Raw genomic sequence first — 24365 nt, 5'->3', positions numbered from 1 at the left:
GGGTTAGTGTTCGCTCAAAAAAATAAGGTAAACCCGCAAGAGCCTACCTAAACGAATCAAACCTAATTTTTGAGGACTTTGGGGTGCGATCAATTAACCGCCACAGCGCAATCAAACCCCTTGGGCTTAGGACATCCCTTGAATCAGAAAATCAAAGTAGGGAGCGGTGGCCGCAGCATCCTCTTCACTGAGGAGGTCTAGGGAGGCTTCTTTTAAGCAGCGAATTGCTTCCACCATGCCTGGCATTGGCACACCTAAGGAGTTATACATTTCCCGGACTCCAATTAGGCCAATTTTCTCAATCGGATCCTTATCCCCAGACAAGACTCCATAGGTAATCAAGCGCATATACCAGCCGTAGTCCCGCAGGCATAGGCCCCGTTGTTTCTGGCCATAGGCATTACCACCCGGGGAGATAAAGTCCGGCCGCTTTTGCCAGAGTTGCTTACTTGCTTTTTCGACAATCCGTTTTTCATTTTCAGATAAGGTCGAGGCGATGCGGACTCGCTGCTCTCCAGTTTGAAAGAATTCACTCAGGGTTTTTAATTCCCCGGCGGTCGGGTAGCGTAATTCATCGTCTGCTTGTAAAACAACTTGGCTAATCACACTCATATTATTTACACCGCTTGATACGCTATTTATTTTAACCAACTGCGGGCCTGGTTCTAATGGTTCTTAACATCCCCGGCCTGGGCCAGACTCACGCATCCTTAGAGAATTTGATGAGTATAGGCGTGCTGCTTGACATTATCCTCAGCCGTGACCAATCGCTCGGAGTTTAAGACTCGCTTGCGTTCTACGGAAAAATTGAGGTCGGTACAAATAGTCCCGAGGGGAACATGGTTAGCTGCTACAGGTTTCGCCCCATAGGTTCGGGCCGCCGCCAACACTCGATCCGAAAATTCATCACAGAGTTGAGCCTCCGGGGCAAAGTCAGGCGGAACTTGGAGGGGATCCGTTGTCATCTGGCCAAGGCTGACCCCGAGAATTTTACTGTAGGAGGTGGGGATGCCTTTGATGATGGCTTCAAGGGCCGCAGAGGGAATCGGCTCTAATACTTGCACAGGCGTTAATTTCCCATCACGTTTAATGAAGCAAGTCGCCAGGCCAAGGGCAAGGTAGCTGTCGGAACTGAGGGCAGTGTCAAGGAGGGGTGAAGTCACAGTTTAGTAATCATCAAATAAAAAACGATCATGATCCAAGCATGAATAAAGCTACCCTGCCCACTTCCAGAATTAGGGAATTGCCGGGGGACTGGGAGAATCACTGGGTTGGGGGACGGGACTGTTGAGTGGGGCTGGGTCTGAGTGGGCGGCGACTCCAGGTTTAACCCAGACAATGCGCCGTTGATTGGGACGAATGAGATTAGCGTCTTCTTGGGCAATTCGTTCTATGGCCTGAGGTTGATTGTCCTGCTGATAGTGGACTTTGAGTTGATTGACCCGGGCCTGGGCTTCTTTTTGGGCCGCTTCTAAGTTCGTGAGCTTTTCCCGTTGAGCTAGGTAGTAAGGGAGAAGTTGTGTGAGAGCGACCAGGCCGGCGGTCACAATCCCCAAGTTAATCAAAACTTTGACGATAATTTCCCGCCCAATTTGTCTGTGTTTGGCCGCCAAGGACAGATTACGCTTGGGGCGAACAGGGGGAGAGGGCTGAGGCGCGGTGGCAGTCATCGGGGGAATATCTCCAAACAAGGGGGGCCTGGCCGATTTCACCTAGCTCTCTATTTGTAGAGTTCAGTCGAAAGACGGAAAGCCAAGACAGCGGGAATTAAGGCAATTGCTAGGGCTATATAAACTTGAGTATCGGTGAGAGTCATGATTTTATTTCTCCTTAAAACAGCCAAAATGTCAGATCATGAAAACGCCATTGACCAGAAGCCAGGCCAATCCGCTGTTCCTATTAGTTCATAATCCTCAGGCCGATGGCAACTCCAGTTACAGATTGTTACACACTGTCATCTCAGGTCATTAATATTCCCCGACTTAACCCCTCTGTGAGTTCTCAATCTGGGACATCCGACCAGTAAGGGGCTGTTTAACAAGCTCCTCTTTAACCCTGAATTAGCAAGGCGATATTGGTGTAAATTTCTTGGGCTTTTTCAGGAATCTGGATTGCCAAAATTAAGCCCAGCCCCGATTGCTCACTCAGCGGCACAAATCTCTTCCCGGAAATTCACTGTATGGTGGAAGTAGCTCTAGTCATTATTTCGATGACATTATTTCTTACGGAGACCTCGACCGAGTCCCAATGTTAGATCAACTGCTGGAATCTTTCCCCAACTTTGGCTTAGAAACTGTCTCTCTACTGTTAGTCCTTGTTGCCTTAGAGGCGGTTCTGTCTGCTGATAATGCCATTGCCCTGGCGGCCCTTGTCCAAGGGATCCCAGATTTGAAGTATCAACAGCGGGCTTTGAATTTTGGCCTGGTGGCCGCCTTTGTCCTGCGGATTACCTTGATTTTGACTGCGACTTGGGTGATTAAATTCTGGCAATTTGAACTGGCTGGGGCCGCCTATCTACTGTGGTTATCCTTTAAGTACTTTTCCTCACCGGAAGATGAGCAACATCATCACCATGGCCTGGACATTAACTCCATCTGGCAAGCGATTCCCCTTCTGGCAATTACAGATTTAGCTTTTTCACTAGATAGTGTCACCACAGCCATTGCTTTATCGGAAGAACGCTGGATTGTCTTAACTGGGGGCGTGATTGGCATTATTGTCCTGCGGTTTATGGCCGAGTTATTTATCCGGCTACTGAAGGAATTTACCCACCTCCAAGATGCAGGCTATTTGACGGTGACGCTGGTGGGGTTGCGGCTGCTACTGCGGGTCTTTGACTCCCAATTTGTTTTACCTGACTGGTTAATGCTTTCGATGATTGGGCTATGTTTTGCCTGGGGCTTTTCTCAGCGGCATCCACCAGAAACAATCACCCCAGGCCCGGATTTATCTTTGAATTTAGGAACGGTCGAGCCACTGGCAGAGGACTCCCAAGAACCCGTATCCGCTGGAACTATTCATAAATCCACGGAGTTAAACTAGACGACCAGGCCACCAGTTCTTCCGGCCCAAACCAAAGGCTAATTTCCTTGACGGCTGTTTCGGGAGCATCGGAACCATGGATGACATTGCGACCCACATCAATCCCAAAGTCACCCCGAATTGTGCCTGGTTCAGAGTTTAAGGGATTGGTCGCCCCAATCATTTTCCGGGCTGTGGCAATGACCCCTTTACCTTCCCAAACCATCGCTACTACCGGCCCTGAGGTAATAAACTCTACCAGGCCTGGAAAAAAGGGCTTGGCTTGATGTTCGCCGTAGTGAGTTGAGGCCAGTTCTTTGCTCACTTGGAGTAGTTTCAGACCTACGAGAGTAAATCCTTTTTGTTCTAAACGTTGAATAATTTCACCCACCAGGCCCCGTTGTACCCCATCCGGTTTAATGGCCAGGAATGTCCGTTCCACGCTGCTGTCTCCTCAATGTGAATGGATGTGCAAGCTCATTTTACCTGTGTTTGGTTGAGGGGCCGCCGACCTGAGTTGTGACTGAAGAATTAACAGACATTTTGAGTTAGCATAGCTGCAACCCTAGTCAATCAATCTTTTCTATAAAAATTATGCCTCTCACCGAATTATTCCCTGTTGTTAATCAACTATCCCATCAAGATAAATTGCGCCTAATTCATTTCCTGTTAATGGCAGTGGCCAAAGATGAAGGCTTTGACTTGCATAGTTCTGAGACTCGGAAAACAGAAATCGAAATGCTCAAGCAACTAGAAGCTACTGAAGCGGTTGTCTGGTCGCCCTACGAAGCTTATGATGCAGCCCAAACCCTTGCAGATCTATTAGTAGTGGCAAAACGAGAGAATCATGCTTAACGGCCGGCGATTTGTGCCTGTTTTAACTTGTGTCCCAGTCTTATGGCTAATTGAGCTTATCAATGTTATACTTTCGATAAAGTAAGGTTTGTACAATCCTCAAATGTTCATCATATAATTCTCAAATGTTTAAATGTATTGACTTATTTTGTGGAATTGGCGGCTTTCGGATTGCAGCAAATCAAGCATCTAAAGACTTAGGTATTGATCTTAAATGGGTTTTTTCATGCGATATAGATAGTCATGCACAACAAGCATATTTTGAGAATTTTCAAGACTATCCTCACGGCGATATTACGAAGATAGAATCAAAAGATATACCTGATCATGATCTATTATTTGCAGGATTTCCATGTCAGCCATTTTCTATTTGTGGAGACCTGAAGGGATTTGAGGACTCTCGTGGAACCTTATTTTTTGAGATTGTTAGAGTTTTAAGAGAAAAGCGTCCGGCTTCTTTTGTTTTAGAAAATGTTAAGCAATTAGTTGGTCATAATCAAGGAAAAACATTTAAGCGTATTTTAGAAATATTAAATGAAATTGGATATTTTGTAGATTATAAAGTTCTTAATGGATTAGATTTTGGTATTCCACACAAAAGAGAGCGAATTTTCATAGTTGGTTTTAGAGAGCCTTATCACTTTGAGTGGCCGACTGGAAAGATCCCAATGCAGTCCTTGGCAGATTTACTCGAAATAAAAGTGTCCGATTTCTATTATGCCTCTCCTAAAATTCGTCAAAGTCGCTTAGAGAGATTTGAAGGTAAACTTCCAGAACCTCCAACTATTTGGCATGAAAATAAGTCTGGACATCTTAGCGCATACCCTTACTCATGTGCGATGAGAGCCGGAGCGTCTTACAACTACTTGCTTGTCAATGGTGAACGCCGACTTACTGAGCGGGAAATGTTGAGACTGTTGGGTTTTCCTGATTCATTTAAGATTATTTATGGTTATAGTATTATGCGTAAGCTGGCGGGCAATTCTATAGTTGTTCCATGTGCTCTTTCCGTAATCAAAGCAGTCTTACTTACTCTGAGAAATCCAAACATATCTTCATCTTTAAACTATGATGTCAAACAACTAGCCTTTCTCTAGATTTATAATATTTTATAGAACAAATTAATTCGAGAATAACTTAGATGATTAATATAGATGAAGCTAAAGGAAAGCTAGATAATATTATTAATATTGCTCGAACTGATTTGTATAAGCCTATTCAAGTTGCAGAGGTTTTATACAATTCACGGATCAATCAAGATATTGATGTCAGTCAAGTTGAAACATATCGAAACACATCAAAGCAATGGAGGGATATTGTCACTCGGCGATTATTAGGAAAAGTTTGTACTTCGACTGCCAAATTCTAAGATAATCTTTGGGATCAAAATGCAATGCCAGCAAGTCACCTTAAAGTCTTAGATACCGAAAACAAAAGATTAGGTGGAGTTATTGAACGTTATATCTACTACCGGTTTATAGAACGTCAAGAATTGGTGGCATCTGTCATACGCAAACTAGATATTGATAATTATGAACTATTAAGGTTAGAAAATTTACTTGCTTTAATTACTGATAGTACAGGATTAAGAAGAAGCATTGATAAAGTTTACGAGATTATTACTTATAGTTTGTTTGAAACAATTGTATGTAGCTTAGAAGTTGAAGTATCAGTTAAAATACCAGATAAAAATATTAAATTGTTGGAAGAGTTTAATGACTTGGCTCAGGTTTTGTTAGGTGTAAGTGCTGTAAATACTACATCAATTACTCAAGCTCATATTTATCGAGTTGGCGTTACAAATGCAGCAGATAGAGGGCTTGATATATGGGCTAATTTTGGCCCTGCTATTCAGGTTAAACACCTCACTTTAAAACCAAAATTGGCTGAGAAAATCATTGATCAAGTTGAAAGCGATCATATAGTTATAGTCTGTAAAGATGCTGAGGCTAGTGTGATTCAATCTGTTATTCAGCAAATTAGCTGGGGGCAACGTGTTCGTGGCATTGTCAAAGAGTCTGACCTGATTGCTTGGTATGAAAAATGCTTAAGAGGTAAGTTTGCTAAGCTGCTGGGTCAAAATTTGCTGAGCCAAATGAAAAGTGATTTTGCTAATGAATTTCCACACGTAGTTGAAGCGTTTAATTTTTGCAAGGAACGGGGTTATTCTGAAATGCAACCACCCCCTTTCTGGGAAATTTAATTTATTTGGATTAGACTAATTAACCTGTGCCAATATCTACATGGGTTTTACTTAAATTCTAGTCGCTTTTGCCTAATTATTTTCCATATAAGCCATGTACTTAATAATTTGGGCTTCAATCCGATCTAACTCGGCGTAACGGCTACCAATCAGGTGTAAATATTCTCGTTCAAAGGCATGAAGTTCTGCTTGTAAAGTTGCCAGGCCCAGTTCCCGTTCTGCTAATTCCGATTCCAATGCAGCAAGCTCGGCCTCTTTTTGGGCTAATTCCTCTTCCTCTGGGCTAACGTGGCGGATCAGATCGCTCGTCATGGGAAATTACCGAGTTAGGAATTAATGCTGTTGAGGTAATTTTGGGCGGCTAATTTCAACCGATCTCCCTCCAAGATGAACTGATCCACATAGTTTTTGAGATCAAGATAGGGTTGACGGGCTTCCTGTTTTTCCCGTTGCATGGCCTGGCGTGTGATTGAGCGAACTGTTCCGGCCATTCGGCGTTTTCCAAATAAATCCAGGCCAACGGAAACAATGCTATCCGGTCGCGATTGAGCCGTATTTTGATTGATCAGTTGAATCTGGGCATTAATCTCTCGTTTAATCACTCTGAGTTGTTTTTGGACTAGGGTTATTTCCTTGACTTGTTGTTTTACTGAGGCTGGATGATCTAAAACCAAAGTTATTTTTGATTCCAGAGTCTTAATTTCATCTACCCATGACATGGCGTTCTCCTCTGAACCGATGAATTTTTCTATGGGTTGGGGATTTTATTGGACTTTTTCGGAAAATTTTAATCCCTACTATACACGCTGAATTTACTTTTGACCTTGTTCTGACTGGTTCTGAGGCTGGTGGGTGGCGAGTCAGGTAGGGAAAACCGTATCTACAAGCAGGGAGATTGCGAAGTCTGGAATTCTCTGTCCCAGGCCCCAAGCCCCATAAAATAGAACATGACCATCTTTTTCAGACCCACAACGAGTAAGAACCGATCATGCTGGAACAGGGCACCATTTCGATCCACACCGAGAATATTTTTCCGATCATCAAAAAGTGGCTCTACTCCGATCATGAAATTTTCCTGCGGGAATTAGTCTCCAACGGCGTAGATGCGATCCAGAAACTGCGGATGATTGCCCGAACGGGGGACTACGGCGGCGACATTGACCATCCTGAAATTACAATTGCCATTGATAAAGAGGCGAAACAGTTAAAAATCACCGACACGGGCCTGGGGATGACCGCTGAGGAAGTTAAGAAATACATCACTCAGGTGGCGTTTTCCAGTGCCGAAGAATTTGTCGAGAAGTATAAAAACCAAGCAGATCAAGCCATTATTGGTCACTTTGGCCTGGGCTTCTATTCCTCGTTTATGGTGGCCAAAACCGTTGAAATTGATACCCTCTCCTATCAGACCGGGGCAACGGGCGTAAAGTGGCATTGTGATGGCTCAACAGAATATAGCTTGTCGGAGTCAGACCGCACCGTAGTCGGAACCACCATTACCCTGACCATGCAAGAGGAGGAGTTGGATTACCTTGAACCGGCCCGGATTAAAGAATTAGTCCGAAAATATTGTGACTTTTTGCCCGTCCCAATCAAACTTGATGGCGAGCAAATCAATAAACAAAAGGCGGCCTGGAAAGAATCCCCCAGTGCATTGACTAAAGAGGATTACCTCGAGTTTTATCGCTATTTGTATCCGTTCCAAGAAGAGCCGCTATTGTGGGTGCATCTGAATACGGATTACCCGTTTGTTGTCAATGGCATTCTCTATTTCCCGAAACTTCGCCCCGATATTGATGTCACCAAAGGGCAAATAAAACTCTTCTGTAATCAAGTCTTTGTCAGCGATAACTGTGAAGAGGTGATTCCCAAGTTTCTGTTACCGTTGCGGGGCGTTATTGACAGCAGTGATATTCCCCTAAATGTGTCTCGGAGTTTCTTGCAAAATGACCGGACAGTACGCCGGATTGCTGATTACATTGCCAAGAAAGTGGGTGATCGCCTCAAAGAACTCTATCGGGATGATCCCCAGGCCTATGCCCGCAGTTGGAATGATTTAGGCACGTTTGTTAAATTTGGCTCGATTAATGACGACAAGTTCAAAGAGCAAGTCAAAGACATTATCATCTTTCGGACTTCCGCCAATTTAGCCGCGCCAAAACCAGAGGATGCCGGGGATGAATGGGCCGACGAGAAGAGCTTAGTGGTTGATGGCCAGTCCTACACGACTTTGAAGGATTACCTCAGCCGCACCTCCGAAAAACAAGGGCAACGGGTTTATTACTGCACCGATGAAGTCAACCAGGCCACCTATGTCAATCTGCTCCAGAGCCAAGGCATTGAAGTCCTGTTCATGGATAACTACTTTGATACCCACTTTGTCCCTTGGTTGGAGCAAGAGTATAAAGACCTTAAATTCTCGCGGGTCGATGCAGAACTCGATGAAACCCTGATTGATAAAGATAAGGCCGCCGAAATTGTTGATCCGGGCAGCAACAAAACCCGCAGTGAACTGATTAAATCTTTGTTTGAAAAAGCCCTGAATAAACCCAATGTCACCATCCGCACCGAACCCCTCAAATCTGACAATCCTGAAGGTGCACCGCCGGCCATGATCCTGTTGCCCGAATCAACCCGCCGGATGCAGGAAATGATGGCCATGATGCAGCAAAAACTGAGTATTGATCTGCCCAATGAACACACGCTTTTAGTCAACACCTCCCATCCCCTCGTTCAAAACCTGATCACCCTCAGCCAAGGCAGCATTGTCCAAACCTCTGGGCAGTCACCTTCAGCGGAATTGGCCGACCAACTCTGTGCCTACATTTACGATCTGGCGTTAATTGGTCAACGGGGCCTGGATGCCGAGGGGATGAAACAATTTAGTCAGCGAGCCAGTTCGGTTTTAACCCGCTTAACCACGATGGCCAGTAAATAGTAGATTCCCAACTCTTTGAGGTAACTTTGGGTGCAGATCCTGGAGATTTACGAGCTTGTTGCAGATACAGGCCTGCGAATGATCGGAGACCCTGCGTTTTCAGCCGACTTACTCGCTAATGAGCCAGGCCCATCTCAAATCTCTAGGCCCTAATCCTAAGGTGCTAGCCACTTGATAAATTGATCTGTCATCACCCATTTGGTTAAGGTTGTCGAAGGGGCAGTTTGATCGCCGAATTGGACTCAGGCACACTTGAAGGGGCAGATGGCATGGTTTTTACTGGACTAACAATTATTGGCGCACTCCTGATATTGGGTTGGGGCTTTTACCGAGCGTTACCAATGGGGAAGTTGGGCATCGTGGCCTGGTTGCAGTCGGTGGTGCTGATGCTACCCTGGTTGCTCCTATTTGGCTTGATGAGCGTTGGGATCAATATCAGCTTTGCGGCAATTCTGGGCTTCTTCTTCATTTCTGTTGGGGTTTATATCGGCCTGGGTCGTTGGTTACGCACATTAGCAGCAGCCAGTCCCCTAAGTCCCTCCATCTCGGCCTCTGGTCAGCCCTTAGATCAGCCAAACTCTGGGGGGATAACCAAGGAGGGGGAGGTTTCCCTGGAAGCTGAAACCATCGCCACCATTCCAGGGGAAGATTTCAAAGCAGTACAGGGAATTTTTGGCATTGACACCTTTTTTGCCACCGAACTTAAACCCTACAAAGAAGGCCTGATTTGCCGGGGGAACTTACGGGGAGAGACAAAGACTGTTCATCAAACCTTAACAACTCGCTTGGAAACGGTGTTGCCAGATAAATATCGCCTGTTCATGGTACCAAACCAAGAGAATAAACCTGTTGTGATTATTTTGCCTCGTCGAGAACCGGAACCACCCGCCCTCTCAGAGAAAATCCTCGCTACGGTTTTAGGAATTGCCGCAGTCGCCACCAGTTTAGAGGCTAGTTCCCTGGTTCAAGGCTTTAGTTTCTATCAAGAACCCGGCCGAGTTGCCCAATCCTTGCCTTTGGCTTTGGGACTCATTTTAATTTTGATTGCCCATGAACTGGGACACCGTTGGATGGCGAATCAATACAACCAAGCCCTCCCCCAGCGGGATCAAATTCGCTTGAGTTGGCCCTTCTTCATCCCGGCCTGGCAGTTGGGTTCCTTTGGCGCGATTCTTCGTTTTGATTCATTTCTCCCCAGTCGTACCGTCTTGTTTGATCTCGCCATGGCCGGCCCGGCGGTGGGGGGCATTTTATCCCTATTTGCTTTAGTGATCGGGTTGCTGTTATCCCATCCGGGCAGTGTCTTTCAAATTCCGAGCCTATTTTTTCAAGGGTCAATCCTAGTTGGGACTTTGTCCAAGGCAATTTTGGGCGATGCCCTGCAAACTGAGTTAGTGGATGTGAGTCCTTTAGTAATTATTGGCTGGCTGGGCCTGGTGGTGACGGCCTTGAATTTGATGCCTGCGGGCCAGTTGGATGGGGGACGGATTATCCAGGCCATCTATGGGACAAAGGTGGCAACTCGAGCGACTTGGATTACGCTGATCGTCCTTGGCTTGGTGGCCTTGGGAAATCCTCTCGCACTCTATTGGGCCCTATTAATTATATTCTTGCAACGAGATATTGAACGCCCCAGCTTGGAGGAAATGACAGAACCGGATGACACACGGGCAGGCTTAGGATTATTGGCTCTGTTGTTAATGGCGGCCACCTTAATTCCTCTTGCCCCAGGCCTGGCCGGTCGCTTGGGTATTGGCTAATTGCGTGGCGGATAAATCAATACTGGCTGATTGTGGGGGCTGGCCTGGTAGATGATTGGTTGATTATGGCCACCGTAAAATGTTGATCCGGAGCGGGGGTAAATCAAGACCGGTTGATTGTACGGATTGGCCTGGTAGATCATCGGCTGATTATTTTGCACTGGAAAGGGTAGCAGCGGCGGATAAGCGGAGATAGGCGGCACAACAAAGGTGGGTTGGACAAAGGTGTTGGGAATGGTGACAACTTGCCCCGTTTGGCCAAAAACAACGGATGTTTGGGCTAGAGTCGGCGAAACCAAGCCAAGGATTGCGGTGCTCGCCCCCAAGAAGCTAAGACCCCAAATCCAAGGGGCTGGATTGGCAAGCTTTCCTAAAGATTGAATCATGATCTTATTCCCGCCGCGTGAGGAGCTACTTTCAGAATATCAACCTCATATGACGTTCAAGCAGGGATTAAAGTTGCCTCAGGTTAATCAACGCCCCCAGCCCTAACTTATGATGGCTGCCCCTATTTATACTTGATCCATGTCCCAAACTAACCCTAATCCTTGGCTTTATCCCTATCCACCCCTCCAAGCGGGGATCTTACTGCGGCGATATAAGCGTTTTTTTGCGGACATCCAATTAAATACGGGAGAGGAAATTACGGCCCACTGCCCCAATACTGGCCCAATGACGGGAATTTCTACCCTAGGCAGTCCTGTGCAAGTGTCCTACCATCCAGATCCAAAGCGCAAGTTGGCCTATACCTGGGAGATGATTCAAGTCAATGACAATGGCCCGGCCTGGGTTGGAGTTAATACCAGTCTTCCCAACCGGGTTGTTGCTGCGGCCCTGGAAGCGGGAATTTTGCCAGAATTAGCCCATTATGCCGAAATGAGGCGGGAAGTCACCTATGGACAAGAACGCAGCCGGATTGACTTTCTCTTAACTGACCCCGAGCAACGCCCGACTTATGTAGAAGTCAAAAGTACAACTTGGGCAACTGGGGAACTGGCCTTATTTCCCGACACCGTTACTACCCGTGGGCAGAAACACCTCCGAGAATTGATGGCATTAATTCCCACGGCCCGAGTTTGTATGCTCTACTTCATTAACCGTGGCGACTGTCCCAACTTTGCCCCCGGTGATACAACAGACCCCACCTATGGAAAACTCTTGCGCCAGGCCCGTGAGGAGGGCTTAGAAGTTTTACCCTATCGGTTTGCAATTACACCCACTGGGATTCAGTTTTGCGGACGGGCAGCTTGTCAATTCTAGGCGTGGCAGCAGTGGGCAAGGCCGGGGAAACATGGGACTCAGGGGCGAGTCCAGAATAGTCTGTGAATTGGATCAGGGCCTGCAAAGCTGCTTCTTTGACCTTGGGTTCTGGTTCATGGGGGATCAGCAATAACAAGGCCTCTTGGAAAATGTTGATTCTTTGGGGATCTGTTGCCAAAGACGGGAGTTGCCGAATGGCCAAATAACGCTTGAGAGCTTGAGGATCAGCCAAATCGGTCAAGAGAGTTTGCCACTGGGTCTGGCTGTTCTGCTCGGTTTGACGTTGGTTAAGGGTGATCAATATCCAGAAAATTCCTAGTACGCCCAGGCCCTGCACCCCCAACCCTAAACCGATCCACGGACTCGGACTGTCTTGCCATAGTTTTAGGGCTGTATAGGTGCCTAAGGTTGCGCCACTAGCTAAGACTCCAGCTAAAAACAAGGGATGGTGCTGACTCAATCGCCAGAGGGAATGGGAGACTTGCCAGGCCTGGTTGAGGACAGCGGGAATGGCCGGGTGGCGGCGGTGAACCAGGAGTAATGTCCCAATTCCACTTAGGGTTGCCGTCAACAAAATTGGATCTGTCTCCCATAGCCCCAGCCCCAAAAGAGCAGTGCCCAGAACCAATGTGCCCCGTTGCGTTAATGGCCATCGCCATGAAAATCGCTGATTCACTTGCTGCAATAAAAATACCCTGCCCAGTAAAGGCCTAAACCTGAAAATATTAAGGGGGAGAGGCACTGATTTCCGCATCTTAACTATCTCGTATCTCGACTGAAAAGCGGCGATCATGATTCAAAATTATGGTTTGAAATTGAGAGGGCATTTCCCAATTCAAACAGGCTAAACCTAGGCTAAATCAACTGTCAATGGGGCAGATCCCAGCCAAGCAAAGCCTACAAGTATTGATATATCAAGATTTCCGTTGAGACCTTAAAAAGACATACCCCCCTAATTTATCCCGGAATGAATCTTGCTTAGGAAAATGAGTTCATGCTTAAAGGATACCACCCGATAATTCATCACTCCCTCTTTAAGACTACCGCTGAGACATCGACACCAATGTGCTTTAAGCTAGATTCTTTCACTCAGTCCCAGGCCAGTAACGATGGTTTGAATCTCCAGAGAGCTGAGATAGGATGATGAAAATGCTTTCTAGGGCAGTCAATTGCCGCGTCCTCTGCATCTACGAGCAAGTAAAGTTCTACAACCCCAGGCCAGGCCATTTCTCAAGTGGGCCGGTGGTAAATCCCAACTCATGGGGCAAATTATCCCCTATCTCCCCCAAGCCCTCATTAACGGTGAAATTGAAACCTATATTGAACCCTTTATCGGTGGTGGAGCCCTATTTTTAGAAATTGCCCAACACTACCCGGTCAAAAATCTGATTATTGCCGATGTCAACCCAGAAATTGTCTTAGCCTATCGGGTCATTCAAACCCAAGTTAGCGAATTAATTTCAGCCTTAGCCTTCCTAGAAAGCCAATATCTCCAGGCTCCGGAGTCCGAGCGGGAAACCATGTTTTATGCAATTCGCCAAGCCTTTAACCAAAGCCAAACAGAGATTAACTATGCCTGTGTAGCCGACCCGGAAATTCAGCACACCGCCCAGTTAATTTTTTTGAATCGCACCTGTTTCAATGGCCTATTTCGAGTCAATCAAAAAGGTGAGTTTAATGTTCCCTTTGGGCGTTATGTCCGACCGCGAATTTGTCAAGCAGACAATCTCCAACGGGTTGCCCAACTCCTATCGTCTGTCAAAATCTTGCGAGGTGACTTTGAACTCATTCGCCCCTTTGTCAACCCTCAAACCTTTGTTTATTTTGATCCCCCCTATCGCCCGATTAGCAAAACTGCCAGCTTCAAAGCCTATGCCCAAGCTAACTTTACGGATCACGAACAAACCCGCTTAGCAACCTTTGCGCGAGAGTTAGATCAGCGCGGGGCCAAACTGCTCCTGAGTAACTCCGATCCCCACAATGAAGATCCAGCGGATCACTTCTTTGAAACCCTCTATGACTCCTTTCAGATTTATCGCCTCCAGGCCAAGCGGGCCATTAATAGTAACTCCAGCAAACGCGGCCCGGTCAGCGAACTGTTGATCCTTAACTATCTTGTTGAAACATTACCGGAGCAAATTGGCTAACGATCCTCATTCATCACTTCTGACGGTGTTTGACTCGGGCGGGAATCACCCTCCAAATGAGTGAGCGGCCCCATGAGGGGATATTCACTCACATAGGTGGGCGCAAAGGTGGTTAAGGACATCAGGGTCAGTTCCATCAATTCAATGTAATCCTGAATATTCACTTGATTCTCAATCAACATTTGCCGATAACTCAGACGCAACTCCTTGAGCTTCGTTAAGGCCTCTTCCGGCATGGTTTGTAGGGTGGCTTGCCAGTCATCCACTAACAGTAATGTCTTCAAAATCGCCTGATTCCGTTTCTCTTGAATTAAAACTTGGCACTGTTCCGAAAACCGTTGGGTGCGATGCTGGGCCTGGTCGTAGGCTTCGGCATTAATTTTGCCATCAATAAACATCAATCGCTGTTCTTGGTTTAATTCTTCAATTCCTTGCAAGGCCTGGTCAGGATAATCCGGTAAGAGTTGTTTCAATTCCGTAATCCGCTTGGTCGTAATTGCCATCACCTTTTGGGAACGCTGATATCGCCAATACTGCAAGACAATCCCCACCACACTGGACAACACCAGGATCATCACCCCGGCCTGGAGATCATTATTATTTTCCCAATAGCGCACCCAGGCACTGCGGGGATCACCGGATTTATAAACATCACTAGCCGCGGGATGGACATAGAACAGGCCCTGCTGCAATAAACGGGTTGCATCCCCAGTTTGTAATTCGGGATAAAACAGGGCAAACTCCCGCGCCGAGTCCAAAATTGCCCAAGTCACCCACCCCACGACCTGATCACTGACATCTGCGCGAGTAGCCAAGACTGTTGAGGTGCTGAAGGTGGCAATATCCTCAGGAGGAATTGGGGGATTAGCGGAATAGGAACCCTGCAAAATCCGCGTGGGAAAATAGGCATCTGGCTCCCGAATCGAGAGGTAGTTAATTAAACTGGGGGGCATTGAGATCAGCTTCAGGTGGGCCTGGGTTTTGAACCATTGCCGCAGGGTTAAATTTCCCCCCACACTGCCCACATAGACTACGGCTGCCAGTTGATTTTTAGTTAATTTAGCCAAGGCCTGATCGAGGGGACTCTCATCCGCTTGAACTTGGATATTTTGGTTGGCAAAGATCACCTTGGCGGTATAACTCGGGCCACCCCCAGGCGGGCCAATCCCGACTTGCCGATTTTGTAAATCTGCTAATTTCCGCACCCCAGATGTGGTGGTCGTAATCACATGAATTGGTTCTTGGGAGAGAACTGCAACCGCCTTAATTTGCCGCTTCTCCATCGCCGCCACCGCCACATCCAACTGAGTCAGGGCAAAATCCACCTGATGGGCCTGGAGTCGGGCTAGATTTTGCGTTGAACCGGAAGACGGTAGACCTTCCATATTCAAGCCCACCTCGGCCTGGCTGACCTGGGTAATTTTCTCTCCTAACTGATGGTAAAAACTATCGGGACGACCACTGGAGAGGCGCACTGTTGAGTTCCCAGCCCCACAGCCCACCAGGCCCCAGGCCAATCCCAGGCCCAAACAGCTCCCGGCTAGCCCAAGTCCTCCCCAATGCCAGTCCTGCCCTACCACCCGTTTAAATTCCCGCACTCCTACTAAAAACTTATGCCAAAAAAGTAAAAATCCCCAGCAGCCAGAGTGACTCTAGGGAAAGACATTTGCGTACTCATTAGTGTAGAAGAATCAGCCAGCGTTTGGGTAATCTTCGAGAGGAAACTAGGTTAACCCAAGAGGCTCCCCGCTGCCCGGGCCATATTAGCTGGATTAAAGGCATCCAAAGCCGCCGTGGGTTCATAGCCGCAATGCACCATGCAATCGCGACATTTGGGATTGCCACTGGCTCGCCCGTAGTTGTCCCAATTCGTTTCGTCTAGAAGCTCCTTATAGGTTTGGTAATGCCCCTCATTCAGCAGGTAACAGGGTTTTTGCCAGCCCAGGACACTGTAACTTGGCATCCCCCAAGGGGTACATTCATAATCCTTCTCCCCAATCAAGAAATCTAAAAACAGGGGATTATGGTTAAAATTCCATTTTTTCTGCCCGGAGTACAACGGAGCCAAAATTTCCCGGAAAAGTTGTTTGGTCTGTTCCCGCTTAAGAAAATGCTCCTGATCTGGGGCCCACTCATAGGCATACCCCGGAGAGATCATCATCCCATCCACACCCAAAGTCGAGACAAAATCAAAGAACTTTTGCATCTCGGCCACATTGGCCCCTTCAAAAATGGTCGTGTTGGTGGTGACCCGGAAGCCCTTGGCTTTGGCGGCTTTAATGGCTTGGATCGCCGTATCAAAAACCCCCTCCCGATCCACACATTTGTCATGCCACTCTCGCAGGCCATCCAGGTGAATACTAAAGGTCAAATAGGGGGAGGGTTGAAACCGATGCAGATTTTTTTCCAGCAGAATCCCATTACTACAGAGATAGACAAACTTCCGCCGCGCCACCAGGCCAGCGACAATTTCATTAATTTGAGGATGGAGTAAAGGTTCACCCCCCGGAATGGCCACCACTGGTGCACCACATTCTTCGGCCGCATGGAAACACTCTTCGGGGGTGAGTTGTTTGCGGAGAATTTCGTTGGGATGTTGGATTTTGCCACAACCCGTGCAGGCCAAATTGCAGCGAAACAAGGGTTCGAGCATTAAGGTGAGGGGAAAACGCTTTTGGCCCTGGAATCGTTTGGAAATAATATATGTGGCAATTTCTACGGCTTGCTTAATCGTGACACCCATGGATCCGTGCTCCTCCACCCTCTCAGGTCAGAACTAGTTGGCAAAATTTGCAAATGTTCACATTGCTTAAATATAGTATCCTGACGCTTAATCTGAATAGCCGGCCAACTGTCCCAACAGGTTTGCGAACTGGCACACTACTCTAGTTAATTTTTTAGTCCCACCCCCTAGCCAAGTTCGCCCCAGATCGCTATAATTCGATTCAATCGGGATAACTGGATTATGCCACCCGTTCTGGTTTTTGGAGATTATGGTGACGGAGTAAAGTTTTGTTTAGACTCCGGGCCTGGGCTAGAGACTCCTAGGTAAAGCCATAAAAATTTGGAACTGTAACCTCTTGACTTGTCACCACTGACACTTGCTACAGCTTCCTTAACAGATTTATCTGGACATCGCTGTTGGGCTGGCTTTTAGGCCTGGACTTTCTTAGCTTTTGCTGATTCGCAATTCCCCCAAAGCATTATTAGGTAGATCATGTTCCAAGCCACGGACTTGGCCTGGTTGACGGCAACGATCATCACCCCATTGATCCAGACTCAGAACCTCGCCGCCAGTTGTGTCGCCTTAACAGTCTCGCTTGACCAGTCATCCCTGGCTTTTTCCCCATCGTGCAGGAAAATCTTAATGTCGAAACAAATTATTATTGCGGAACAGCATCGCTTGGCCGCTGTGATTTCAGAAGATCAAATTCAAGAACTCATTGTTGCCTCAGGCAGTTATCAAATTAGTGATGTTTACCTGGGGATTGTCGAAAACGTCTTGCCAGGGATTGATGCCGCCTTTATCAACCTCGGAGATGCGACCCAAAACGGATTTATTCATGTTACAGATCTTGGCCCCTTACGGTTACGGCGGTCGGCGGGGGCGATTACAGAATTGCTAACTCCCCAGCAAAAAGTCCTTGTCCAGGTGATGAAGGAACCCACAGGGAATAAGGGACCCAGGCTGACAGGAAACATTTCCTTACCAGGCCGATACCTAGTCCTGATGCCCTTTGGACGCGGGGTTAACTTGTCACGGCGGATTCTTAGTGAAGCAGAACGGCATCGCTTACGGGCTTTAGCTATTTTGGTTAAACCGGCGGGGATGGGCTTACTAGTTCGCACAGAAGCAGAAGGCGTGGCCGAGGAGGCGATTCTTGAGGATCTTGAAGCTCTCCAACGGCAATGGGAAACGATTCAGCAACAGGCCCAATCCACCAGGGCCCCAGCCTTATTGGGACGGGATGATGACTTTGTCCAGCGGGTGTTACGGGATGTCTATAGCTCTGATGTCAACCGGATTGTGGTGGATGTGCCGGAGAGTGTGAAACGGGTCAAGCAAAACCTGATGGCCTGGAACGAAAGTAAGTTACCCGTGGGGGTATTGATTGACTACCACCAAGAAGCGATTCCGATTTTGGACTATTTCCGAGTCAATGCGGCCATTCGCGAAGCCTTAAAACCACGAGTGGACTTGCCTTCCGGGGGATATGTGATTATTGAGCCAACGGAGGCCTTGACGGTCATTGATGTCAACTCTGGCTCCTTTACTCGTTCAGCCACGGCTCGGGAAACGGTGTTGTGGACAAACTGTGAGGCCGCGACAGAAATTGCCCGCCAACTTAAGCTGCGGAACTTGGCCGGGGTGATTATTGTTGACTTTATTGATATGGATACCCGCCGGGATCAGTTGCAGCTTTTGGAGCATTTTAGTAAGGCACTGCGGGCTGATAAAGCGCGTCCCCAAATTGCCCAACTGTCAGAACTGGGCCTAGTGGAGTTAACCCGCAAACGCCAAGGGCAAAATATTTATGAGTTGTTTGGTCGTCCTTGTCGTAGCTGTGGAGGCCTGGGCCATTTAGTCCATTTACCCGGCCATCCCGATGACAGCCCGGGGGAAATTGTCGAGCGGGTAATTCCACCGCGGATTATCGAGACTCGCGCCCGTCCCTTAGATGTACCAAACCGTCCAGAAGTGGCTAGCGGGAATGGGATTGAACTGCAATTAACAAACCACCCTGGCTATCAAGAAGTTTCCAGCTCGCGGCGGCGGTCAACACGCCCTCGGGTCGGCAATGGCATTAGTGCCCCCCCAGGCCAGGCCCCAACCCCATCTCGGAGTTTGCCCCGTCGCAGCCGCCCAGACTCTACTCCGCCCCTCAATGTAACCGCCACAGTGGCTAAAACAGCCCGGACTGAGGCCGGCCCCACAACAACCTCCCGGATTGTCCTGCCAGAGACTCCCCGCAGCGAAACCGGTAGCCGTCCGAGTCGGAAACCCACACCCCGCCCCCGCACCATTGAGCCGCCTGAACATATTAATGTGACGATGACAACGGTTGAGCAAGATGTTTACGCCTTGATGGGAATTTCACCCCTCGTGCTCTACACCGGAGAAGTTAAATCCCCTCGTAACACAGTCGTCTCTGTTGCCGCCCCAGGCCAGGCCCCGGTTCCCCCCCCAGCCATCAGTCGAGCCGCTATTCCCAGCCAACGGGGGGAGGAGCCAGCCAGTGGTTATGCCCCTGAACCAGAAGTGGCCTCTCAGGAATTTGATGATGCGGTTAATTCTCCTCTGGAGAGCCTGTCAGTGCTGGAGCCAGCCGTTATAAACCCAGCGGTTTTAGACGTGATGCTACCCCAGGCCCTGGAGACTGAATCAGCCCTAATTATTGAAACATCCCTTGAATCTGAAACACCGGAAAGTTTGGCCGTAGGAGTCAGGCGGCGGCGGCGGCGGACTACTGGGGGGGATGAACAGCTTTCTTTCGGAACTGAGATTCGCTAGTTCCGAGAGCCTCAAGTTTTAACGTTGACAGATGGTCAGCATGGTAGCAAAGGGACATCGTCTTGTTTAGGTGTCCCTCGTTTTGCTTAATAAAGGTATTAGTCTATGGGTTGATGCGCCTTACTCTTTGGCCAATACCCGTTATAGTGTTACTCATTTATGGCTAGATAGGGATAAGTCAGAAAATCCTTTCTGGGCGCAGTTCCTTTAAGATTTCCACTCTCTCAGAACAGTTTGCGTAACGCTATAGAACATTACCTATTTAGGGTTAGGCATGAGCTAATGAGCAAGGAAATTATTCGACAATAAACTTAATGAAATAGGCTCTAATAAGATTAGAGGGCATCTCTACCAGCATGAGGAGCTCGCATATCTTCAAGGGTAAGGTTAGGTTTATCCGTGTAAACTGAGCTAAGTAATAGCTCTAGAACTTGGGCTTGGCGAGCACTTGCAATGGCTTGATGGGTAATCAACTCACCCACGTTCAGAATCACATCATCCTGTTGATCAAGAATCACTCGGTTTACGGCCCGACCAAGAGCACCTTGAATCCGTTTTTTTTCAATTGCTTCAGTTCCCATCTCCTGTATCTCTTTAGCCGAATCTTTGATTTGACTCCAGAGACCTTTCGCCCCCGATTGCAGAGTCTCACCTGTGTTTTCACCAGTGGACTTAAGGCGAGCTCCAGCTTCAGTCATAAATTGACCAGCCTGATTTTGCATTGCACCTTGAGTCGTCAAACCAACCGCTTCGAGTAATTCTTTTTCTTTGCCCGTAACTTTAGCTTGCTTAATGATCAGTTCGGTGACAATTTGGCCTGGAGCCGTAATAATTGAACCTTCTTTGGCCCGGACAAACTGTTGACTTCGTCGTCCTTGGGCCTGTTCAACTGTAAAACCAGCCACCGCATGGACAACCTGTTCGGTTAACTCCTGAACTTTATCACCAGTGCCTTGAGCAGTTTCTTGTACCTTATCTGTAACAGTCTGCATGGCCCCTCTAATGCCACCAACTTGCTCTTCCATCAATTGAGCCGTCTGAGTCGGGACAAAAGCAACATCTCGACCAATTTTCAAGGTTTGCAACGCAGGCACAAATGAGCGTCCAGAATAGGTATCGGCAAATAATCCTCCAGAAACCTCATAGCCCTCTACCTGTCCTGTTTTCTCGTCAAAATAAAGGTCAACAATAATGCCTAAATCATGGCCATCAACAGTAAGAATTCGAGTCCCGTTGAGAATATTATTCCGTTCCATTACATAATGAATTGCGGGAATTTCTTTCGCAGCTACAACGGTACTTTTAGAAGGTGTAATCACGGCATCGGGGCCAATGACCTGCACATCCTTTAGCAATAAAATTTGGGTCGATGAAAACCACTTAGATTCATTAACAAGAAATCCCAAGAGTTGATTACTGTTCTGATCAAAAATTAAGTCTTCAATCTTATCAAACTTTTCACCCGATTCGTAACAAACCAAGGGCTTACCAATAAAATCTCTACCCTTATACATTTCTAGTACTCCTATCAATTAAGGTCGTGATCGAATCATGCAGATTGATTAGAATGCGGATGAAGGTTGATTGAATCTTTAGGGATTTAGCTGCTGTTGGGGCTGATCATTGAGCTTATTATCTAGACCGATGCCAGTAATAAGATTGATTGCTCCAGCATATTCTAGGTATCCCAAGGCTGCAATTGTCAAAATAAGAGTTACTCCTGCAAACCAATTACCATTTGACTGTTTACCTACGAGTCTTGGCATACTTTTCTCTTCAATGTTTTCAAGTTTGACCGATTACTCGATCAAGTGGCTATCTAAGTAAGCGTGACATAGAGGTGCTTGAAATTAGGTATTAGGTGGGGATTAAAATGTATGAGTTAATTCATTTTGAAGACAGGATTCAAGAGTTTCCAAGAAGATAAAAGATGAGTGTATCAAAGAGCCTGTTCAAGAAATATAGCAATTTTACCTGAGTCAAGAACGATTCAAGGCTGTGACTCTAGCAAAATCAATACCCCACGGTCCAAATTCCATAAGGATTGCGATAGAGATATAGGGAATTACGATTACTGCACAACTACAAAAACCCAAAATACTCCATCAACCAGTAGGGTGCTTCCCACTGCCCCAATAAATCCCCACCAGGCCAGGGATTGTGACCGCCGGAGATTGACGGCAAAAAAGGGTGCCAGGGTTAGACCCACGAGGATTAAAACCAAGAGCATGGCCCAGAACTGACCGTTAAAAGTCTGAACCTGAATGACCGCATCCTGAAAAATTCCCATGACCAGATCTGGGGCGGCTTCCACCCGCATCACGGATCGCCAGTGGGGGATCACATCAATCAGATAGAAATATAAATCTGTAATCGCCGTTCCCAATAGTGAACCCAGGTAAAATAATCCCCCAATTTTTAACTGCCGCCGCCACAAGAGCCAGGCCACCAGGGGAACAGCAAACGCTTCAATGGGTAAATGCCAGAGGGGTTCCCACCGCAACCAGCCCCAATAGACGGAGCCTGCCAACCAGCAACAGCTAAACCCGAAGAGTAAATCTCCCCAGGCCGGCCCCCGTTTGGAACGGATCAACCAGGCTGCCAATCCCCACAATAGCGGAGTCAAACCCAAGCTGACCCAAGGATAAAGCCGCACAAGGGGGGCCTGGACAAAAACTGGAATTGAGACCAGGAAACCCGCCACAGCCATGAGGAAGCGGGGATGATTTAGAAGTGCCCCATCCAGGCCTGGGCGCAGGGGGGGAGCGAGAGAAGAGGCGGGAATTAAAGCAGACAAGGTATTCAACACTGAGGGGGTAAATGCAGGGGGTAATGATAAGAGAATATTAACTTTTGTATATACTTACCCTAAGTTATCACAGAGTTAAATTTCCCAACAGATCATCCCCCCCAGGGGTATCTAAACTTAATACTTTAATTTGAGTTTTTGCAAATTATGTTTGAATTTAGCTGGCTCCAAGCGATCATTTTAGGTCTGGTCCAGGGTATTACCGAGTTTCTGCCCATTAGTAGTACCGCCCACCTGATCATTTTTACGGATATTTTCGGCTGGAAAACGATTTGGAATAAGCCCGCTTTGGACGCAATTCAATTTGGCAGTGTCGTGGCTGTGTTCTGGTATTTCTGGGGGGATATTCGGCAAGTCTTGGCCGGTGCGTGGCAGGCCTGGCAAGCAAAAAATTGGCAGCAAGAGGAGTGGAAAATTTTGATTGGGATTGTGATTGGGACAATTCCCGCCTTAGGGATTGGCTTTCTCCTCAAAAAATTAGGGATAGATTTAGAGTCTCCGGTTTTAATCGCTGTAATGGCTTTAGTGATGGCGGCCTTACTGGGCCTGGCTGAACAGGTGGGAAAACGTCAACGGGATTTTGCTCAACTGGAGGTGTCTGACGGTGTTCTCGTTGGCCTGGGACAAACCATTGCGCTCTTACCAGGGGCTTCTCGCTCCGGCTCAACCCTGACTACGGCCCTGTTCTTAGGACTTAAACGGGATACAGCGGCCCGCTTTTCCTTTCTTTTGGGGATTCCGACTCTCACCGTTGCCACGCTTGTCCAGGCCAGGGATGTCCTCCAAGAAACGACGATGGCCATGCCGCTGCTGATTGGTATTATCTCTTCCTTTATTTTTTCCTACCTGTCCATTGCTTGGCTTTTGCAATACTTACGGAAGAAATCGGCCTGGGTCTTTGTTTGGTATCGGTTTGGGCTGGGCATTGCCCTCTTGCTGTCCGTGGGCCTGGGGTGGTTACGGGGGTAATGGGGAGGATTAAAGATGTCCAGCCGCCCGCTCATTTCCTCTTGTATCGGGCAATATGCCGTTGAGGATATGATGAAAAGGTTGTGGGGTTGCCCCTGGTTCAAGCTCGTTTTCCTGCCCCATCCCTGATCATGCGCTTTTCCTTTGGTTTTTCCCAGGCCCGACTCTTGACCGCCTGCCTGACTGGCCTGGTGATGGTCACGCCTCTGGCAGGTTTAGCCCAACCGGGGCAACGCTCCCTCCAAGATCAGCTTTACCAGGCCATTGGTAATCAAGACTGGGCCCAGGCTGTTCGGGTTGTGGATCTAATGATCCAGGCCAATCCAAATCAAGCATCAGCCCTGCGCCAATATCGCCAAGAACTGGTTCAGATGGGTCAATTTCGCCCGCCCAGTCCCCCCCCTGCTCGCCCAAACGCTAGAACGCCTAGCCCCCCTAACCCAGGCCTGTTGGGTGTGGTGCAAATTCAGCGCCGCCAAAATGGGATTCCGGTGATTAATGTCACATTTAACCGCCGCCGTGACTTTGAAATGATGGTGGATTCTGGGGCCAGCATGACTGTGATTACGCGCCCGATGGCCACCGCCCTCGGAATTACCCCCGCCAATATTGTCGAGTACGCCATTTTTAATACAGCGAACGGTCAAGTGCGGATGCCTATTGTCTTTATTGGCAGTATGGATGTGGGGGGCTTGGTGACGCAGCAAATTCCGGTGGCCGTGGCGGGGCCGGAAATGAGCGTGGGCCTCCTAGGGCAAGATTTCCTCCAGCGGTTTGATGTCAGTTTGCGCCGGGATCAAATTGAATTTCATTTACATCCCTAAAGGTGTTCTGCTTAACTCGGGCAAAATCCCTTTCACGGTAAGGATAGTAAGGGAATCTGCACTAGGC

The 24365-nt window shown here is 47.7% G+C and carries 23 protein-coding genes and 1 pseudogene; 11 read left to right on the top strand and 13 right to left on the bottom strand.

What is annotated here, in order from left to right; all coding sequences use genetic code 11:
* Positions 1–126 precede the first annotated feature (126 nt).
* From apcD to psaM, 4 genes are all read right to left on the bottom strand, one after another.
* Complete coding sequence (gene apcD / locus RIF25_RS12315) at positions 127–612, bottom strand: allophycocyanin subunit alpha-B (RefSeq protein WP_322878837.1); 486 nt, start codon at positions 610–612, stop codon at positions 127–129.
* Positions 613–710: 98 nt separating this feature from the next.
* On the bottom strand, positions 711–1163 hold the full coding sequence (locus RIF25_RS12310; protein ID WP_322878836.1) for a hypothetical protein: 453 nt from the start codon (positions 1161–1163) through the stop codon (positions 711–713).
* 72 nt (positions 1164–1235) lie between these two features.
* Positions 1236–1712: a slr1601 family putative cell division protein gene (locus tag RIF25_RS12305; protein WP_322878835.1), complete on the bottom strand. Its 477-nt coding sequence runs from the start codon at positions 1710–1712 to the stop codon at positions 1236–1238.
* 8 nt (positions 1713–1720) lie between these two features.
* Positions 1721–1816, bottom strand: a complete 96-nt coding sequence (gene psaM / locus RIF25_RS12300; protein ID WP_015125042.1) for a photosystem I reaction center subunit XII — start codon at positions 1814–1816, stop codon at positions 1721–1723.
* Positions 1817–2247: 431 nt separating this feature from the next.
* On the opposite strand from psaM, the gene RIF25_RS12295 reads away from it, so the two are divergent.
* Positions 2248–3042, top strand: a complete 795-nt coding sequence (locus RIF25_RS12295; RefSeq protein WP_322878834.1) for a TerC family protein — start codon at positions 2248–2250, stop codon at positions 3040–3042.
* Here RIF25_RS12295 and ndk read toward each other — a convergent pair.
* Complete coding sequence (gene ndk / locus RIF25_RS12290) at positions 3014–3463, bottom strand: nucleoside-diphosphate kinase (RefSeq protein WP_322878833.1); 450 nt, start codon at positions 3461–3463, stop codon at positions 3014–3016. The genes RIF25_RS12295 and ndk overlap by 29 nt on opposite strands.
* Before the next feature lie 152 nt (positions 3464–3615).
* On the opposite strand from ndk, the gene RIF25_RS12285 reads away from it, so the two are divergent.
* The 3 genes and pseudogenes from RIF25_RS12285 to RIF25_RS12275 all read left to right on the top strand — a co-directional run bounded on the left by RIF25_RS12285 (position 3616) and on the right by RIF25_RS12275 (position 6079).
* The gene (locus RIF25_RS12285; protein ID WP_322878832.1) at positions 3616–3876 is read left to right on the top strand and encodes a hypothetical protein; all 261 of its coding nucleotides are present in this window, start codon (positions 3616–3618) and stop codon (positions 3874–3876) included.
* Between the two features lie 125 nt (positions 3877–4001).
* Entirely contained in the window at positions 4002–4973 is a 972-nt protein-coding gene (locus RIF25_RS12280) for a DNA cytosine methyltransferase (RefSeq protein ID WP_322878831.1), read from the top strand.
* Between the two features lie 44 nt (positions 4974–5017).
* A pseudogene (locus tag RIF25_RS12275) lies at positions 5018–6079 on the top strand (HaeII family restriction endonuclease).
* 72 nt (positions 6080–6151) lie between these two features.
* Here RIF25_RS12275 and RIF25_RS12270 read toward each other — a convergent pair.
* Both RIF25_RS12270 and RIF25_RS12265 read right to left on the bottom strand, forming a co-directional pair.
* Positions 6152–6391: a hypothetical protein gene (locus tag RIF25_RS12270; RefSeq protein ID WP_322878830.1), complete on the bottom strand. Its 240-nt coding sequence runs from the start codon at positions 6389–6391 to the stop codon at positions 6152–6154.
* Positions 6392–6405: 14 nt separating this feature from the next.
* Positions 6406–6798 carry a hypothetical protein gene (locus RIF25_RS12265; protein ID WP_322878829.1) on the bottom strand — a complete coding sequence of 131 codons (393 nt, stop codon included), beginning with the start codon at positions 6796–6798 and terminating at the stop codon, positions 6406–6408.
* Between the two features lie 269 nt (positions 6799–7067).
* Between RIF25_RS12265 and htpG the strand changes: the two genes are divergently transcribed.
* Positions 7068–9017, top strand: a complete 1950-nt coding sequence (gene htpG, locus RIF25_RS12260; protein WP_322878828.1) for a molecular chaperone HtpG — start codon at positions 7068–7070, stop codon at positions 9015–9017.
* 269 nt (positions 9018–9286) lie between these two features.
* Entirely contained in the window at positions 9287–10777 is a 1491-nt protein-coding gene (locus RIF25_RS12255) for a site-2 protease family protein (protein WP_322878827.1), read from the top strand.
* Here RIF25_RS12255 and RIF25_RS12250 read toward each other — a convergent pair.
* Complete coding sequence (locus RIF25_RS12250) at positions 10774–11163, bottom strand: hypothetical protein (RefSeq protein ID WP_322878826.1); 390 nt, start codon at positions 11161–11163, stop codon at positions 10774–10776. The two genes, RIF25_RS12255 and RIF25_RS12250, sit on opposite strands and share 4 nt — an antisense overlap.
* Positions 11164–11302: 139 nt before the next feature.
* Here RIF25_RS12250 and sfsA point away from each other — a divergent pair, with 139 nt between their 5' ends.
* Positions 11303–12037: a DNA/RNA nuclease SfsA gene (sfsA, locus tag RIF25_RS12245; protein ID WP_322878825.1), complete on the top strand. Its 735-nt coding sequence runs from the start codon at positions 11303–11305 to the stop codon at positions 12035–12037.
* Here the strand turns inward: sfsA and RIF25_RS12240 are convergent.
* Entirely contained in the window at positions 11988–12722 is a 735-nt protein-coding gene (locus RIF25_RS12240; RefSeq protein ID WP_322878824.1) for a hypothetical protein, read from the bottom strand. The genes sfsA and RIF25_RS12240 overlap by 50 nt on opposite strands.
* Before the next feature lie 484 nt (positions 12723–13206).
* Here RIF25_RS12240 and RIF25_RS12235 point away from each other — a divergent pair, with 484 nt between their 5' ends.
* Positions 13207–14184 carry a DNA adenine methylase gene (locus tag RIF25_RS12235; RefSeq protein WP_322878823.1) on the top strand — a complete coding sequence of 326 codons (978 nt, stop codon included), beginning with the start codon at positions 13207–13209 and terminating at the stop codon, positions 14182–14184.
* Here RIF25_RS12235 and RIF25_RS12230 read toward each other — a convergent pair.
* Complete coding sequence (locus RIF25_RS12230) at positions 14181–15782, bottom strand: TAXI family TRAP transporter solute-binding subunit (protein ID WP_322878822.1); 1602 nt, start codon at positions 15780–15782, stop codon at positions 14181–14183. The two genes, RIF25_RS12235 and RIF25_RS12230, sit on opposite strands and share 4 nt — an antisense overlap.
* Positions 15783–15913: 131 nt before the next feature.
* A complete protein-coding gene (gene hpnH / locus RIF25_RS12225) occupies positions 15914–16927 on the bottom strand; it encodes an adenosyl-hopene transferase HpnH (RefSeq protein WP_322878821.1) in 1014 nt (337 codons plus the stop codon).
* A gap of 624 nt (positions 16928–17551) precedes the next feature.
* Here hpnH and RIF25_RS12220 point away from each other — a divergent pair.
* Positions 17552–19696, top strand: a complete 2145-nt coding sequence (locus RIF25_RS12220) for an Rne/Rng family ribonuclease (protein ID WP_407682407.1) — start codon at positions 17552–17554, stop codon at positions 19694–19696.
* 335 nt (positions 19697–20031) lie between these two features.
* On the opposite strand, the gene RIF25_RS12215 is transcribed toward RIF25_RS12220, so the two are convergent.
* Positions 20032–21210, bottom strand: coding sequence for a PRC-barrel domain-containing protein (locus tag RIF25_RS12215; protein WP_322878819.1), 1179 nt, complete (start codon positions 21208–21210; stop codon positions 20032–20034).
* A gap of 557 nt (positions 21211–21767) precedes the next feature.
* A complete protein-coding gene (locus RIF25_RS12210; RefSeq protein ID WP_322878818.1) occupies positions 21768–22505 on the bottom strand; it encodes a DUF3120 domain-containing protein in 738 nt (245 codons plus the stop codon).
* A 147-nt stretch (positions 22506–22652) separates the two neighbouring features.
* Here RIF25_RS12210 and RIF25_RS12205 point away from each other — a divergent pair, with 147 nt between their 5' ends.
* Together RIF25_RS12205 and RIF25_RS12200 are read left to right on the top strand one after the other, a co-directional pair.
* Positions 22653–23474, top strand: coding sequence for an undecaprenyl-diphosphate phosphatase (locus RIF25_RS12205; RefSeq protein ID WP_322878817.1), 822 nt, complete (start codon positions 22653–22655; stop codon positions 23472–23474).
* Positions 23475–23557: 83 nt separating this feature from the next.
* Positions 23558–24298 carry a TIGR02281 family clan AA aspartic protease gene (locus RIF25_RS12200; protein WP_322878816.1) on the top strand — a complete coding sequence of 247 codons (741 nt, stop codon included), beginning with the start codon at positions 23558–23560 and terminating at the stop codon, positions 24296–24298.
* Positions 24299–24365 lie beyond the last annotated feature (67 nt).

Source organism: Pseudocalidococcus azoricus BACA0444 (assembly GCF_031729055.1).
Lineage (GTDB): Bacteria > Cyanobacteriota > Cyanobacteriia > Thermosynechococcales > Thermosynechococcaceae > Pseudocalidococcus > Pseudocalidococcus azoricus.
This window is presented reverse-complemented; position numbering and strand designations above follow the sequence as displayed.